General features: G+C 51.5%; 16 protein-coding genes. All 16 read left to right on the forward strand.

Annotated features, from left to right (window positions below; all coding sequences use genetic code 11):
• Window positions 1-6 precede the first annotated feature (6 nt).
• The 16 genes from rplQ (at window position 7) to OQJ98_02175 (ending at window position 14,998) form a co-directional block, all read left to right on the forward strand.
• Complete coding sequence (rplQ, locus tag OQJ98_02100; protein MCW9054750.1) at window positions 7-363, forward strand: 50S ribosomal protein L17; 357 nt, start codon at window positions 7-9, stop codon at window positions 361-363.
• Window positions 364-367: 4 nt separating this feature from the next.
• Complete coding sequence (gene rplM / locus OQJ98_02105; protein MCW9054751.1) at window positions 368-712, forward strand: 50S ribosomal protein L13; 345 nt, start codon at window positions 368-370, stop codon at window positions 710-712.
• A gap of 13 nt (window positions 713-725) precedes the next feature.
• On the forward strand, window positions 726-1,127 hold the full coding sequence (gene rpsI, locus OQJ98_02110; protein MCW9054752.1) for a 30S ribosomal protein S9: 402 nt from the start codon (window positions 726-728) through the stop codon (window positions 1,125-1,127).
• A gap of 97 nt (window positions 1,128-1,224) precedes the next feature.
• Window positions 1,225-1,800 carry a nucleotide exchange factor GrpE gene (locus OQJ98_02115; GenBank protein ID MCW9054753.1) on the forward strand — a complete coding sequence of 192 codons (576 nt, stop codon included), beginning with the start codon at window positions 1,225-1,227 and terminating at the stop codon, window positions 1,798-1,800.
• Between the two features lie 8 nt (window positions 1,801-1,808).
• A complete protein-coding gene (gene dnaK, locus OQJ98_02120) occupies window positions 1,809-3,716 on the forward strand; it encodes a molecular chaperone DnaK (protein MCW9054754.1) in 1,908 nt (635 codons plus the stop codon).
• 88 nt (window positions 3,717-3,804) lie between these two features.
• Complete coding sequence (locus tag OQJ98_02125; GenBank protein MCW9054755.1) at window positions 3,805-4,887, forward strand: DnaJ domain-containing protein; 1,083 nt, start codon at window positions 3,805-3,807, stop codon at window positions 4,885-4,887.
• A gap of 7 nt (window positions 4,888-4,894) precedes the next feature.
• Window positions 4,895-5,392 (forward strand): hypothetical protein, encoded by a 498-nt coding sequence (locus OQJ98_02130; GenBank protein ID MCW9054756.1) that lies wholly within the window; start codon window positions 4,895-4,897, stop codon window positions 5,390-5,392.
• A 90-nt stretch (window positions 5,393-5,482) separates the two neighbouring features.
• Window positions 5,483-6,427 carry a tryptophan--tRNA ligase gene (trpS, locus tag OQJ98_02135; GenBank protein MCW9054757.1) on the forward strand — a complete coding sequence of 315 codons (945 nt, stop codon included), beginning with the start codon at window positions 5,483-5,485 and terminating at the stop codon, window positions 6,425-6,427.
• 38 nt (window positions 6,428-6,465) lie between these two features.
• Window positions 6,466-7,803, forward strand: a complete 1,338-nt coding sequence (gene aspS, locus OQJ98_02140) for an aspartate--tRNA(Asn) ligase (protein MCW9054758.1) — start codon at window positions 6,466-6,468, stop codon at window positions 7,801-7,803.
• Window positions 7,804-7,815: 12 nt separating this feature from the next.
• Window positions 7,816-9,219, forward strand: a complete 1,404-nt coding sequence (locus OQJ98_02145) for a leucyl aminopeptidase (GenBank protein ID MCW9054759.1) — start codon at window positions 7,816-7,818, stop codon at window positions 9,217-9,219.
• A gap of 2 nt (window positions 9,220-9,221) precedes the next feature.
• On the forward strand, window positions 9,222-9,965 hold the full coding sequence (locus OQJ98_02150) for a segregation/condensation protein A (GenBank protein ID MCW9054760.1): 744 nt from the start codon (window positions 9,222-9,224) through the stop codon (window positions 9,963-9,965).
• A 2-nt stretch (window positions 9,966-9,967) separates the two neighbouring features.
• Window positions 9,968-10,525, forward strand: coding sequence for an SMC-Scp complex subunit ScpB (locus tag OQJ98_02155; protein MCW9054761.1), 558 nt, complete (start codon window positions 9,968-9,970; stop codon window positions 10,523-10,525).
• A 2-nt stretch (window positions 10,526-10,527) separates the two neighbouring features.
• Window positions 10,528-11,553: a serine hydrolase gene (locus tag OQJ98_02160; protein ID MCW9054762.1), complete on the forward strand. Its 1,026-nt coding sequence runs from the start codon at window positions 10,528-10,530 to the stop codon at window positions 11,551-11,553.
• Between the two features lie 2 nt (window positions 11,554-11,555).
• On the forward strand, window positions 11,556-12,644 hold the full coding sequence (locus OQJ98_02165; GenBank protein MCW9054763.1) for a hypothetical protein: 1,089 nt from the start codon (window positions 11,556-11,558) through the stop codon (window positions 12,642-12,644).
• Between the two features lie 128 nt (window positions 12,645-12,772).
• Window positions 12,773-13,864: a putative lipid II flippase FtsW gene (locus OQJ98_02170; GenBank protein ID MCW9054764.1), complete on the forward strand. Its 1,092-nt coding sequence runs from the start codon at window positions 12,773-12,775 to the stop codon at window positions 13,862-13,864.
• Window positions 13,865-13,867: 3 nt separating this feature from the next.
• Window positions 13,868-14,998, forward strand: coding sequence for a UDP-N-acetylglucosamine--N-acetylmuramyl-(pentapeptide) pyrophosphoryl-undecaprenol N-acetylglucosamine transferase (locus OQJ98_02175; protein ID MCW9054765.1), 1,131 nt, complete (start codon window positions 13,868-13,870; stop codon window positions 14,996-14,998).
• The last annotated feature ends 4 nt before the right edge of the window (window positions 14,999-15,002 follow it).

Below are 15,002 nucleotides of genomic sequence, written 5' to 3' on the forward strand. Positions count from 1 at the left end.
CACACCATGAAGCATACAGCACACGGAAGAAAATTTGGACGCGTTCGAAAGGTACGAGTAGCACTCATCCGCTCACTTGCTCGTGCGCTTATTCTTCATGGGAAGATCGAAACAACCGAAGCGAAAGCTAAGGAGGTTCAGCGTTTTGTTGAGAAATTGATAACTCTCAACAAGAAGGGGGCTCTCGCTTCATATCGATTGACGATTGCTCGTTTAGGGTGCGACGATCGCGTCGCAAAGAAGTTGAAGGAAGAGATTGCACCGAAGTACGCGGAGCGAGCAGGCGGGTACACTCGCATCACCAAACTTCATACGCAGTCAACGCATGATGCGCGTAAAATGGCAGTAATTGAATTTGTATAGGCTTATGGAACACACTATCGACGCACAAGGAAAGAATCTCGGACGTGTAGCAAGCGAAGCGGCACACCTTCTCATGGGCAAGGATACAACCTCGTTCCAGAAGAATGTCGTTGCAGACGTGACGGTTAAGATTGCGAACGCTGACAAGCTTGCGATTTCACCGGAGAAGGCGTCAAAGAAAGTCTACACACACTACACCGGACACCCGGGCGGCCTTCGCAAGCGCACACTTGAAGAAGTTGTCGAGAAGAAGGGTGTGGGAGAGGTGCTCCGCATGGCGGTTTATGGTATGCTTCCGGGGAATCGGTTGCGCGCCAAGCGAATGAAAAACCTGATCATCGAAGAATAGTATTATGGCAGACATGAAACATAAAGAAGAATATATCGAGACTATCGGACGCCGAAAAACGGCAACCGCACGCGTGCGTATTTCTAAGACAAAAGATTCATCGATTGTGGTAAACGAGAAAGATCTTGCAACACATTTTCCTACAACAGAACTCCAGAAAGTTGCTGAGTCGGCTCTCACACATGCTCCTGAAGGAGAAAATTTCAAAGTAACCGCGAAGATAGTAGGTGGTGGCATCCACGCACAGGCGGAAGCCCTCCGACACGGCGTTGCTCGCGCACTCACTAAGTACAATGAAGAGCTCCGTAAGGGACTCAAACAGGCAGGGTTCCTCAAGCGAGATCCACGAATGAAGGAGCGTAAGAAGTTCGGACTTAAGAAAGCGCGCAAGTCTCCACAGTGGAGCAAGCGATAGTCGCACACACTTTTTTTGCGGCCGCACAGAGCCTTACGCAATTGGTATACACCATACATACTAGAACATTGGTGTATACCATTATGTACGCAACAGTATGCCAAAGAAGAAGATAGAAAAAATCGATACAGATACACAAGACATTGAATCAGTCGATGATGTTGTTCTTGAAGAAGAAGGTCTTGGGGTTCTTGATAAACTCAAGAAAGTGCAAAAGAAGCTCAAAGAATGCGAAAAGGAGCGCGCTGAGTACCTCGATGGGTGGCAACGTGCTCGAGCAGACCTGGTAAACCGGGAGAAAGAGGCAGTAGTGGTGCGTACAGAATTAACTTCACGCGCACAAGAGGAAGTGTTTGAGCAGTTGTTTCCAATCCTCGATAGTTTTGACATGGCGTTCGCCAACAAGGATGTTTGGGAGTCAGTTGACAAGAACTGGCGTGTCGGTGTTGAGCACATCTACTCACAGGCACTTCAGGTCTTGAAAGATGCGGGAATTTCAGTTATTGATAATGCCGGGGAAGTAAACGACCCCGCCATACACGAAGCAGTCAAAACACAGGAAGTGGCAGAAGAAAAAGACGACGGGCGCGTACTCGCTGTCCTTCAGAAAGGGTACCGGAAGGGCGAGCGCGTATTGCGTCCCGCAAAGGTTATTATTGGAAAAAATAAATAAATAGTACTATGGGAAAAATTTTAGGTATAGACTTAGGAACAACCAACTCCGCAATGGCGTACGTTACCGGCGGAGAACCAACTATTGTTGAGAATGCCGAAGGAACACGCACCACGCCGTCAGTCGTTGCTGTTTCTAAGACGAACGAACGGCTTGTGGGCACACTCGCACGACGTCAGGCAGTCACGAACCCACAGAACACTATTTACGGTATTAAGCGATTCATTGGGCACCGTTTTGAAGATACTGCAGTACAGAAAGACAAAGAGACGGTTCCATACAACATCAAGAAGGGTGGCGACAATGGTGTGCTTGTTGAGCTTAATGGCAAAGACTACCGCCCAGAAGAGGTGTCAGCAATGATCCTCCAGAAGATGAAGCAGGACGCAGAAGCAAAGCTTGGTGAGAAGATCACTGAAGCGATTATCACCGTTCCTGCATACTTCGACGATTCACAGCGCAAAGCAACAAAAGACGCCGGGAAGATTGCCGGACTTGAGGTGAAGCGCATCATCAACGAACCAACAGCGGCCGCGCTCGCATACGGATTTAATAAAAAGAAAGACGAGCAGATTGTAGTCTTCGACTTTGGTGGTGGAACCTTCGACGTCTCGGTTCTTGAGGTTGGTGATGAAGTTATTGAGGTAAAATCAACCGATGGTGACTCCCACATGGGCGGTCGCGACATCGACCAGGCGATTATTAAGTGGATTGTTGATGAGTTCAAGAAGGAAAGCGGTATCGACATCAGCAAAGACCCGCTCGCGCTCCAGCGACTTGATGAGGCAGCTGAGAAAGCGAAACTCGAACTCTCAACCGCAACTGAGTCAGAGATCAACATCCCGTTCATCACCTCAGATGCGACTGGTCCAAGACACCTCTTGCTCAAACTTACCCGCGCAACACTCGAAGAGCTCGCAAAAGAATACATCAATCGCTCAATTGAGATCACCAAGCGCGCGATCGAAGCGTCACCGTTTGAGATCAAAGATATCGACGAGGTGATCCTCGTTGGCGGGCAGACTCGTATGCCGAAGATTGTCGAGCGCGTAAAGGAACTCTTCGGTAAAGAGCCGAACAAGTCGATCAACCCGGACGAGGTGGTTGCGCTCGGTGCAGCAATTCAGGGCGGTATCATGCAAGGAGACGTAAAGGACGTACTTCTTCTTGATGTGATCCCGCTCTCGCTCGGTATCGAGACTCTCGGCGGTGTCGGAACCAAGCTTATCGAACGCAACACGACCATTCCGACCTCAAAATCGCAAACATTCTCAACCGCAGCCGACAACCAGACCTCAGTTGAGGTGCACATTGTTCAGGGGGAGCGTTCGATGGCAGCTGACAACAAATCGCTCGGGCGATTCATTCTTGAGGGTATTCCACCGGCACCACGTGGCACACCACAGGTTGAGGTAACTTTTGACATCGACGCAAACGGCATCCTCAACGTGACCGCAAAAGACAACGCGTCAGGAAAGGAGCAGTCGATCCGCATAGAAGCACAATCAGGACTCTCAGATGAAGAAGTTGAGAAGATGAAGCAGGATGCTGAGGCGCACGCAGACGAAGACAAGAAAAAGAAAGAGCTTGTTGATGTCCGCAACACGTCTGAGCAACTCATTTACACCGCAGAGAGCTCGGTTAAAGAGCACGGTGACAAGGTTGGTGAAGATGTAAAGAAAGAGATCGAGGAGAAGGTCGCGGCGCTTAAAGAGGTGAAAGACAAAGACGATCTCGACGCACTCAAAGCGGCATCTGAAGCACTCAGCACATCGCTCGCAAAAATCGGCGAAGCAATGCAACAGCAAGCACAATCTGAGACCCCTCCACAAGACGCAGAGCAGAAAGGAGAAAGCACCGGAGAAGAGAAACCGGGCGAAGAGCCAAACAACGACTCATCAGAAGAAAACAAATAACCTAACATAAATTAAAAATCTTGACGTCGGACGTCAAGATTTTTGGGATTGGCGTTGATTTTTAGCTAAAGATGCGTACAATAGCCACATGAGTAACGACTACTACAAGGTACTTGGTGTCGCAAAGAACGCGAGTAAAGAGGAGATCAAGAAAGCGTTCCGCAAACTCGCTCACAAGTACCACCCGGACAAAAAGACGGGTGACGAGAAGAAGTTCAAAGAAGCAAGTGAGGCGTATAGCGTCCTCTCTGACGATAAAAAGCGCGCCGAGTACGATGCGTACGGCCGCGTATTCTCCGGCGCCGGCGGAGGACAACAAGGCACAGCAGGAGGCGGCTTTGGTGGTTTTGACTTCTCCGGATTTCAGCAAGGCGGCTTCCAGGGCGGTGTTGACCTTGGCGACATCTTCGGTGATATCTTTGGCGGCGGATTCGGCGGTGCTCGCCGAGCACGCGGACGTGATATCTCAATCGATCTTGAACTCTCATTTAAAGACGCTGTCTTTGGTGTAGAGCGACGAGTCCTTATCACCAAGACATCAGGTTGCGACACTTGTGGTGGATCAGGAGCCGAGAAAGACTCTGGTTCAGTGACCTGCTCAGCCTGCAATGGCAAAGGGCGTGTGCATGAGAACAAACAGTCGCCATTTGGCACGTTCACGAGCGTGCGATCTTGTCAGGAGTGTTTTGGCACCGGAAAGGTACCAAAAGAGAAGTGTAAGACCTGCAAGAGTGAGCGTGTCGTGCGTAAACAAGAGGAGATTGTGGTGCGCGTGCCGGCTGGCATCAACAACGGCGAGATGATCCGCCTTTCCGGTGGTGGCGAAGCGGTGCCCGGCGGCGACGCCGGAGATCTCTACGTGAAGATTCACGTGCACCCGGATCCAAACTTCCATAAAGAAGGCAACAACCTCATCACCACGCTCAATGTGAAGCTCTCTGATGCACTCACCGGCAGCGAATACTCTTTGAAGGCACTCGACGGAGATGTGGTAAAGGTAAAAGTGCCACAAGGGGTGGGTTTTGGCGAAGTAATTCGCGTAAAAGGGAAGGGGGTACCGTCAGGATTCTCACACGGCGATCTTCTGGTGAAGATCAATATCGATATGCCGAAGAAATTAGGCAGAAAAGCAAAAGAAGCGGTTGATATTCTACGGAAAGAGGGCATATAATATATAGATGCAAATCTTTGACACACTCTCAGGAGCGCTCACGACAGACGTACTGATAATCGCGGCGGTCTTCGGGGCGCTCTTTTTCTTTGCCGCCAAACGCGGCAAGAGCAGAAGCATTGCGCTTATGCTCTCGATCTACGTTGCTATTCTCTCATTTTTAAGCTTTCCGTTTCTTGATGAATTAACACTTCTCAAGAGCTCAGAAGTACAAGTGACCCTCTCACACATCGCCGTCTTTGCGCTCGGCACCTTCCTTGCGTACCTTATCATCAAGCGAAGTGTGTACGCCGAGTATCCGGGAGGTGCCGCACAAAAGTTCCTTCAAGCAGGGATACTTGCCGCCGGTTCAACCGCACTCCTCTTTGCGTTCGCATACCACACCCTCCCCGTTGCAACCCTCTACGACTTCAACCAGTCAATCGACAACCTTTTCTCATCTGCCTACTTCTTCTACTGGCTCGTTGCTCCGCTTGGGGGATTGTATTTGGTGACGCGGCACTAATCGATATTCGACGTAGTCAGACCACATTGAGTGTAATGGGTGTGGAGTAGGGTGTTCAGAAGCGCCGATTTCTGGTACAATTTCCCTCATATGACGGGTAAAAAGCGACTTCTTACGGGATTACAACCCTCAGGCACACTCCACATCGGGAACTACTTTGGTGCGCTGAAGCCTTTTGTCGACCTCTACGGCGAGTACGAGAGTACACTCATGATCGCTGACCTCCACGCACTCACCTCTATCAAAGACCCGGAAGCGCTCCGCACGAATATCCTTAACGTTATCAAAGACTACATTGCCGCCGGCGTTGACCCGGAGCAAGTGACTATCTTTAAGCAGTCTGACGTGCCGGAGCACACCGAGCTTGGTTGGGTCTTTAACTGTTTGGTAACCGTGCCGTTCCTTATGCAAGCGCACGCGTACAAAGACAAAGTTGCGAAGGGGCTTGAGGCAAACGCGGGGCTCTTCACGTACCCTATGCTCATGGCGGCAGACATCTTGCTCTACGACACCGACGTGGTGCCGGTGGGCGAAGACCAGCGTCAGCACGTCGAGTACGCGCGCGAAGCAGCAGGGAAGTTCAACAGCACCTTTGGCGAGCTCTTCTCAACACCAAAGGAGATGATCCTCAAAGGGGTCGGCGTGGTGCCCGGCACTGACGGGCAGAAGATGAGCAAGAGCTACGGCAACACTATTCCACTGTTTGCTACCAAAGACGAGATCGCAAAAGCGGTGATGAGTATTGTCACTGACTCATCGGGTGATCGCCCGGAGAATGTGTACGCGATCCATAGACTCTTTAAGAGCGAAGAAGAACTCGCGCCGCTCTACAAGGAGAACACGGGCAACTACAAAGCACTCAAGGAGGCACTCATCGAAGATATCGAGGCACACATTGCACCAATGCGTGAGAAGCGTGATGCGATTACTGACGGTGAGGTGAAGGCAATCCTTGAGAAAGGTGCTGAGAGAGCACGTGTTCGCGCGCAAGAGAAGCTGGCGGCAGTGCGAGCGAGCATTGGTGTAGCACTGTAATAGGTTGTAGGGATTAGGTTTTAGATACTAGAAAAAACATGGAAAGAATAGAAAGAACATTGATCGGCGACCTGCGAGAGCACATCGACGAAGAGGTAACCATCTCTGGGTGGGTCGACACCGCACGCGACCAGGGCAAGATGGCATTTTTTGATTTCCGTGACCGCACAAGTATGGTACAAGGTGTCGTCTTTGGTAAGCCTGAGGTGCTCGAGGTCGCGAAGACACTCCGCCCCGAGTGGGTGGTCTCGGTCTCCGGCAAGGTGAACAAACGCCCCGAGAAGATGATCAATGAGAAGGTTATGAACGGCGATATTGAGCTTGAGATTACCGGTATTGAGGTCTTGAGTGCGGCACACGAGCTTCCGTTTGATATGGATGCCGAGCTCAACCTCGACACCTACCTCGACAATATGCCGCTCACGCTCCGCACCGGGCGTAGCCGCGCAATATTCAAAGTACAAGCAGAGATCGTCCGTGCGTATCGCACAGCACTCACTGAGCTCGGCTTCACTGAGTTTCAAGCACCAAAGCTTGTCGGCGACGATGCTGAAGGGGGCGGCAACGTCTTTAAGGTGGACTATTTCTATGATAAGGACGCGTACCTCGCGACCTCGCCACAGCTCTACAAGCAGATCATGGTCGGCGTCTTTGAGCGCGTCTTTGCAACCGGCAACGTCTTCCGCGCAGAAAAACACAGCACAACCCGTCACCTCAACGAGTACACGTCGCTCGATGCCGAGATGGGCTTTGTGAAAGACCACACCGACGTAATGACCACGCTCAGCGAAGTCGTCCGTCGTGTCTTGAAGCACCTTGAGGAGACGTGCGAAGCGGAGTTTAAAGTCATTGGTGCAACCTTCCCTCAGATGCCTGAAGTAATCCCGGTGATGAAGCTTCGCGAGGCGCAAGAGATTATCAACAAAGAGACGGGTGAAGACTGCACAAAGGAGCCGGACCTCGAGCCCGCGCACGAGCGATGGCTCTCAGAGTACGCGCTCAAAGAGCACGGCTCAGACTTTATTTTCATTACCCACTATCCGGTCTCAAAGCGCCCGTTCTACACCTACGAAGACGAAGAAGACCAAGGATTCACCAAGAGCTTCGACCTGCTTTTCCGCGGTGTCGAGCTCTCAACCGGTGGACAGCGCGTAGACGACCATGACCAGCTCGTAGAGAAGATCAAAGATAAGGGGCTCAACCCGGAGAGCTTCTCATACTACCTCCAGGCATTCAAGTACGGCCTACCACCACACGGCGGATGGGGGATGGGGCTTGAGCGTCTCACCGAGAAGATGCTCGGACTCGATAACGTAAAAGAAGCGACACTCTTCCCGCGAGAGATAAACCGCATCGACACACTCCTTTCAGAATAACCACACATCAACATGAAGATCACAGTCACCGCAAAGAAAGCATCGACGCGCCCGAAGGGCGTTGTTCGTATTACGCTCTCTGAGAAAGGGCAGACTAAGTTCATCGAAGCAGACGGAGTGACCGAATTGCGCATTAAGGTTGGTGCGATCAAGAAAGACGAGCGACGAAAGTTCGTAAAAGCGGTGCGCCGTGTGGTGCGCACCGCACAGCAGTACCAGTGCGAGAAAGTTGCTATCGACCTCAATGAGTTCACCCGCTTCACTGACCTCTCCGGCAAAGAGCTCGGCTCGACCATCACTCAGAACCTCGTCATGGCCGCCTATGAGTTCCGTAAATTCAAAACCAAACCTAAAGATGGATGGAAAGATATTAAGGAACTCTTCTTCGCTAGCGTCTCCGCGAAGACAGTGTCTGAAGGAGCCCAAGAGGGTATCGTGATTGGGGAGATGGTAGATGAGTGTCGCACGATTGCAAACACGCCGGGAGGAGATATGACTCCAACATCGCTTGCCGCAGAAGCAAAACGACTGGCGAAGGGTACCGGGGCTTCTGTGCGTGTGCTTGGTAGACGCGATATGGAGCGTCTTTCCATGGGAGCAATTCTTGGTGTTGCAAAAGGTTCTGTCGAAGAGCCTAAGTTCATCATCATGGAATACAAAGGGGGGAAGAAGTCTGAACGTCCAGTGGTACTTGTTGGGAAGGGGGTCACCTATGACACCGGTGGCATCAACCTCAAACCCTCATCTGCGCTTCTTGGGATGCACTTTGATATGTCCGGAGGATCAGCGGTCATGGCAACAGTTGCGCTTGTGGCAAAGCTCAAGCTCAAGAAGAATGTCATCGGACTTATTCCGTCGGTTGAGAATATGGCGTCCGGAAGCGCGGTGCGCCCCGGAGACGTGCTTACCACTATGTCAGGAAAGACGGTTGAGGTCCTCAACACTGACGCCGAGGGGCGTCTCATTCTCGCTGACGCGCTCACCTACGCGAAGCGTTATAACCCAAAGCACGTAATCGATGTCGCCACACTTACCGGGGCATCACTTGTCGCGCTCGGACAACATACCTCAGTGGTGATGTCTCGCGATGACGCGTTTGCCTCGAGGCTTATTGAGCTCGGCGAAAAATCAGGTGACTACCTCTGGCGACTGCCGCTCTGGGAAGAATATGAAGAAGAGGTGCGCGGCCAAGTTGCTGACATCGCAAACTTGAGCACTAAGAACCCGCAGTATGGTGGTGCCATCAATGGCGGCATTTTCCTACTTCAGTTTGCAAAAGATTTCATAAAGGATTGCTCGTGGGCACACATCGACATCGCCCCGCGTATGACCACGATTCCGAGCGACAACCTTGCCACTGGTGCGGCGGGGGAGCCGGTGCGGCTCTTGACCCGCTTCATAGCTGACCTTACATAAAAATGGACGAGGAGTTTAAGATAAAAATCGAAGGGTTTGAAGGTCCGCTGGACCTTTTGCTTTCCCTTATTGAAAAGCGCAAGCTCCCAATCAATGACGTATCGCTGGCAGCGGTGACCGACGAGTATATTCAGTTCATTGAGAGACAGAAAGACTTTCCACTCTCACAAGCATCACACTTTGTACTCATTGCCTCGACACTCCTCCTTATCAAATCAAAGTCGCTTCTCCCAACACTCAACCTTACCGAAGAAGAGGAAGAGGACATCGAGAAACTTGAAGAGCGCCTCAAGCTCTACAAGCGCACCAAGGAACTGTCCGTGCATATCTCGGAGCGTTTTGGGAAACGTGTATTGCTCAGTGCACAGGACAGTAAATCGTTTGAGCCGGTCTTCTCCCCACCTCAAGATGCAACACTCGCCTCACTTGGCGAGGCTGTGGCACATGTCATCGCGGCGCTTCCTAAGGTAAAAGCGGTTCCCGAGGCAATCGTTAAGAAAGTCGTGAGCCTTGAAGAGATGATCGACAACCTCACCGATAGGGTCACAAAGAACCTCCGCATGAGCTTCTTTGACTTCTCGAAGGCCGGTAAATCCATCGACAAGGAAGAGAAGGTCGAGGTTATTGTGGGATTCTTGGCTCTGCTTGAGTTGGTAAAACAGGGTATAATAAATGCAACACAAGAGAATAAATTCTCAGATATAACCATGGAGACCGACACTGTCGGTATTCCTAAGTATGAGTAAGTATGAACGAAAGTCTCTCAGCACAACTCGAAGCAGTACTCTTCTTTAAGAATGAACCCTTGAAGAAGACTTGGCTCGCAAAAACCCTCGGCAAGACCGAAAGCGAGATTGACGCCGGAGTCGCAACGCTCAAAGAACAGCTTTCCGGTCGGGGTATCACCCTTATGGAGAAAGATGGGGAAATAGCGCTCCGTACCGCACCCGCGTACAGTGAGTCGCTTATGGATATCCGTAAAGACGAACTTGCGCGTGACCTCGGTAAGGCTGGCCTTGAGACACTCTCGATCATCCTCTATCGCGGTCCGGTAACCCGCGCAGACATCGACTACATCCGCGGTGTGAACTCCACTTTTATCCTGCGAAGCATGCTCATCCGCGGACTTGTAGAGAAGGTCACCAACCCGAAAGACGCCCGTGCGTACTTGTACCAGCCGACCTTTGAGCTTCTCTCATACCTGGGAGTATCTTCCGTGGAAGAGTTGCCCGAGTATCAGGAGGTGCGTGCAGAGATTACTGTATTTGAGACGCAGAAAGAAGAAAAGGAAGAGCAAGCAGCATAACCATGGAAGACCTACAGACACAAAACAATATCCCGGAAGACAATACCCCAGAAGCACCGCAGGAGCGCGCATCTGAGGAGACGATTATCGACCCACAGACACTGCTTCGCGTAGGCTTGCTCGGAATCGTGCTCGTTATCATCGTGTACACCTTTGGTGAGCGAGCGCTTCCGCGCTTCTTTTCAACGGCAGCGGTTGTAGTGTCTGATACGCAGATAGAGGAAGCGATCGACCCTTTTACTCTCATCAACATCGAAGCCTCTGCCGCATATGTATATGACTTCTCAAATGACGAAGTGCTCTTCGCGAAAAATGAGTCTGCACAGCTCCCGCTCGCGTCTCTTACCAAGGTCATGACCGCGCTCGTAGCTTCTGAGAAAGTCTCAGCAGATACCGCGATCGTACTAAGTGATAAATCAATCGCAGTTGACGGTGATAGCGGTCTTAAGGCAGGGGAGGTGTGGAACTTTAAAGATCTCCTCGACTATACACTCGTCGTCTCTTCCAACGATGGCGCACACGCGATTGCCGGTGTGGCAGGCTCGTTTGAACGATCCACACAAGCCAATGAGAAAGACTCACATGCGGCTTTCGTCGAGCTTATGAATGCAACAGCTCAAGAACTTGGGTTATTGCAGACCTACTTTATTAATGAAAGCGGACTTGATACGAATACCGAGGTGAGTGGGGGCTATGGCTCCGCGCAAGATATGGCGACGTTGCTTTCGTTTGTTGTGAGTGAGCGACCACATCTTCTCGAGGCAACCTCTTTTAATACTCTTCAGTTTGCTTCAGAGGACGGGTTCATCTACAATGCGACAAATACAAATGCCGCGATTGGTGTCATCCCGGGAATCATCGCCTCAAAGACCGGATATACCGAACTTGCTGGCGGTAACCTCATGGTTGCATTTGATGCGGGAATCAATCGACCTATTGTTGCGATTGTCCTCGGGTCGAGCTTTGACGGGCGGTTTAGCGATATGGAGCAACTCGTGAACGCGACACTTACTAAAATAATCCAGTAATCATGGGAACCATAGTAATCATCGACATTGTACGCGTCATTGTGCCGGCGGCGCTGGCATTCTTTATTGGAATTACGATTACGCCGGTTATTGCGCATTATCTCTACAAATACAAAGCGTGGAAGAAGAAAGCAGGGAAGGGTGTTGGCTACGGCGGAGGGGCTACCCCGATTTTTGATGAACTTCATAAAGGGAAAGATACCGGGACTCCGCGCATGGGCGGAATCGTCATCTGGGCGAGTGTGTGTATCACAATTATCGGCATTTGGTTCCTTAACGTGATCGGCCCGAACCCAATCCTTGAGAGCTTCAACTTCCTCAGTCGAAGCCAGACGTGGCTACCGTTCTTGGCACTCATGGTCGGTGCTATTGTTGGACTCGTCGACGACGTTCTCGTCGTGCGTGGCACCGGGAAGCACTTTGCTGGTGGTCTCCCGCTCTCACAACGACTCCTTACCGTGGGGTCTGTCGCGCTCTTCGCCGCATGGTGGTTCTACGACAAACTTGAAATCAGTAGTATCAATATCCCATTCGACGGCTCACTTGAACTCGGTGTGTTCTTCATTCCATTTTTCGTACTCGTCGCACTCGCAATTTACGCAAGTGGCGTCATTGACGGTATCGACGGTCTCTCTGGGGGCGTGTTTGCAACCATCTTCGCGGCATATGCCGGTATCGCGTTCTACCAACAGCAGTACGACATCGCAGCACTCTGCGCGACTCTCGTTGGCGGTATTCTGGCATTTCTTTGGTTTAATATCCCACCGGCGCGTTTCTACATGACCGAGACTGGCATCATGGGGCTCACCATGGCGCTCACCGTGGTCGCATTTATGACCGACGTGCTCGGCGAGGGGAACGGCGTCTTCGCGCTTCCTATCGTCGGACTCCTTCTCGTCTTTACCGTACTCTCTGTGGTGATCCAGGTTACTTCAAAGAAGCTTCGGGGAGGGAAGAAGGTTTTCAAGGTTGCACCGCTCCACCACCACTTTGAAGCGATTGGTTGGCCGGGCTACAAGGTCGCCATGCGCTACTGGGTCATCAGCATCATCTGCGCCGTATTGGGCATCATCGTCGCCCTAGCAGGGTAGAGTTCGAATCCCAGACAGCCAGTAAGTCAAACACCTCACTCATGTGAGGTGTTTCTTCCGGCTATTATGAGCTCTGTTTGGGTAAACGCCTCATACGTATGAGGCGTTGATTTGGTATACTGATACACATGAAGACTATGGATCGGCCGCTTTTGCTTATCACTGTGATACTCGCGGTGGTCGGTTTCTTTATTTTTACCTCGGCTTCGCTCGGGCTCCTCGCGCGTGAAGGGCCACGCTTTTCTTCTATAGCGTTCAACCAGATATTCTTTGGTATGATATTGGGCACCGCGGCGCTCCTCCTCACTTCAAAGATACGTTTTCGCATGTGGAAGATGTACGCACCGTATATATTCGGTCTCTCGATACTTGCGACCCTCCTTGTGTTTATACCCGGGCTCGGGCTTGAGCTCCATGGCGCAAAGCGCTGGGTTGAAGTATTCAAGTTTTCATTCCAACCCGCTGAGATCCTCAAACTCGGATTTGTTATCTACCTCGCCGCATACCTCGCCGGAGCACGACAAAGGCTTCATGAGTACCGCCACGGGCTCATTCCGTTTGCGCTCATTCTCGGCGTGCCGAGTCTGATCTTACTCCTGCAACCGGACACCGGGACAGTGCTGGTAATCGCGTCAGCCGCCACGGCGATGTACATCGTCGCAGGAGGAAAGATTCGTGATCTCCTTATTCTTTTTGTTATAGCAGTACTCGCGCTCGGAGCGCTTGTGTATCAGCGTCCATACCTACGCGACCGTGTTGAGTCATACATCAGTCCTGAAAAGCACCTACAAGAGTCGGGCTACCAGCTCAATCAGTCACTCATTGCAATTGGCTCCGGTGGCATCTTCGGGCGCGGCTTCGGACAAAGCATCCAAAAGTTCAACTATCTTCCTGAGCCGATAGGGGACTCAATCTTCGCGGTAGCGGCGGAAGAATTCGGCTTCCTCGGGGCGCTGGTGCTTATATTCCTCTTCCTTGCATTTTGCTTCCGGGGACTCAAGATTGCTTCCCGAGCACCAGACTATTTCAGTGGACTCTTGGTTGTGGGTATTGTTATACTGATTGTATCGCAGTCTTTTATCAATATCGGTTCCATGCTTGGCGTTTTCCCGCTGACCGGTTTGCCACTGCTCTTTATCAGTCATGGTGGCACTGCGCTTCTATTCGCTCTTGCATCGGTCGGTATTGTCTTGAATATCTCTAAGTATCAAAAACATTAATCTATGCGTATTGTCTTTACAGGAGGAGGAACCGGCGGACATTTCTACCCAATCATCGCAGTGGCTGAGAAGGTGCGCTCGATCGCAGCTGAGCAGAAACTCTTGCCCCCAAAGATGTACTACTTCGGACCAGAACCGTTTGACGCACGAGCGCTTTTTGAACTCGACATCGAACACCGCTACAGTAGCGCCGGCAAGATGCGCACATACCCGTCGATCTGGAATTATATCGATATGGCAAAGACGCTCTGGGGTGCCTTTCTCGCGCTTATACAGCTTTTTGTTATCTATCCGGATGTCGTCTTCAGCAAGGGAGGGTATGCGAGTTTCCCAACGGTATTTGCGGCACGCCTCCTGCGCATCCCGGTGGTGGTACACGAGTCAGACGCAGTGATGGGGCGGGCAAATGCCTGGGCGGCAAAATTCGCAGACAGTATCGCCATCTCATACCCCGGTGTCGCAAAAGAGTTCGGCGACGAGCGCGTGGCGCTCACCGGTAACCCAATCAGAGAGGATCTTTTCCGCCCAGAGAAGGAGGGTGCCTTTGAGTATCTTAATCTCGAACCAAGTGTTCCGGTTATTCTCATTCTCGGTGGCTCGCAAGGTGCACAAGCGATAAATGACACGGTCATCGACGCGCTCGCCGAGCTTCTGCCGCGCTTCCAAGTAATCCATCAGACCGGTGAGAAGAATCTTGAGAGTGTGGAGCGTCGTGCATCGGTGCTCCTAGCTGACCCTCAACAGAAGAGGCGCTACCACACCTTTGGTCTCTTAAACACGCTCGCGCTCCGCATGGCCTACGGCGCTGCAGACCTTGTTATATCTCGCGCCGGTTCAGGTGGAATTTTCGAAACCGCAGCAGCGCACAAACCAAGTATCATTATCCCGATACCACGAGACATCTCACGTGACCAAAGCACGAACGCGTTCTCATATGCGCGCTCCGGTGCCGCCATCGTGATTGAGCAAAACAATCTCACGCCACATCTGCTCTCAAGCGAGATAATCCGACTCTTCGATAATCCTGATGAAATGGAGAAGATGGGGAAGGCTGCTGAAGGATTCGCGCGATCAGACGCCGCCAATGTTATCGCGAAGAAGTTGGTCAACATCGGTATTGAGCACGAAAACTAGAACT

This window comes from Candidatus Paceibacterota bacterium (assembly GCA_026195275.1).
In the GTDB taxonomy this organism is placed as follows: Bacteria; Patescibacteriota; Minisyncoccia; order Phycocordibacterales; family JABMNX01; genus JABMNX01.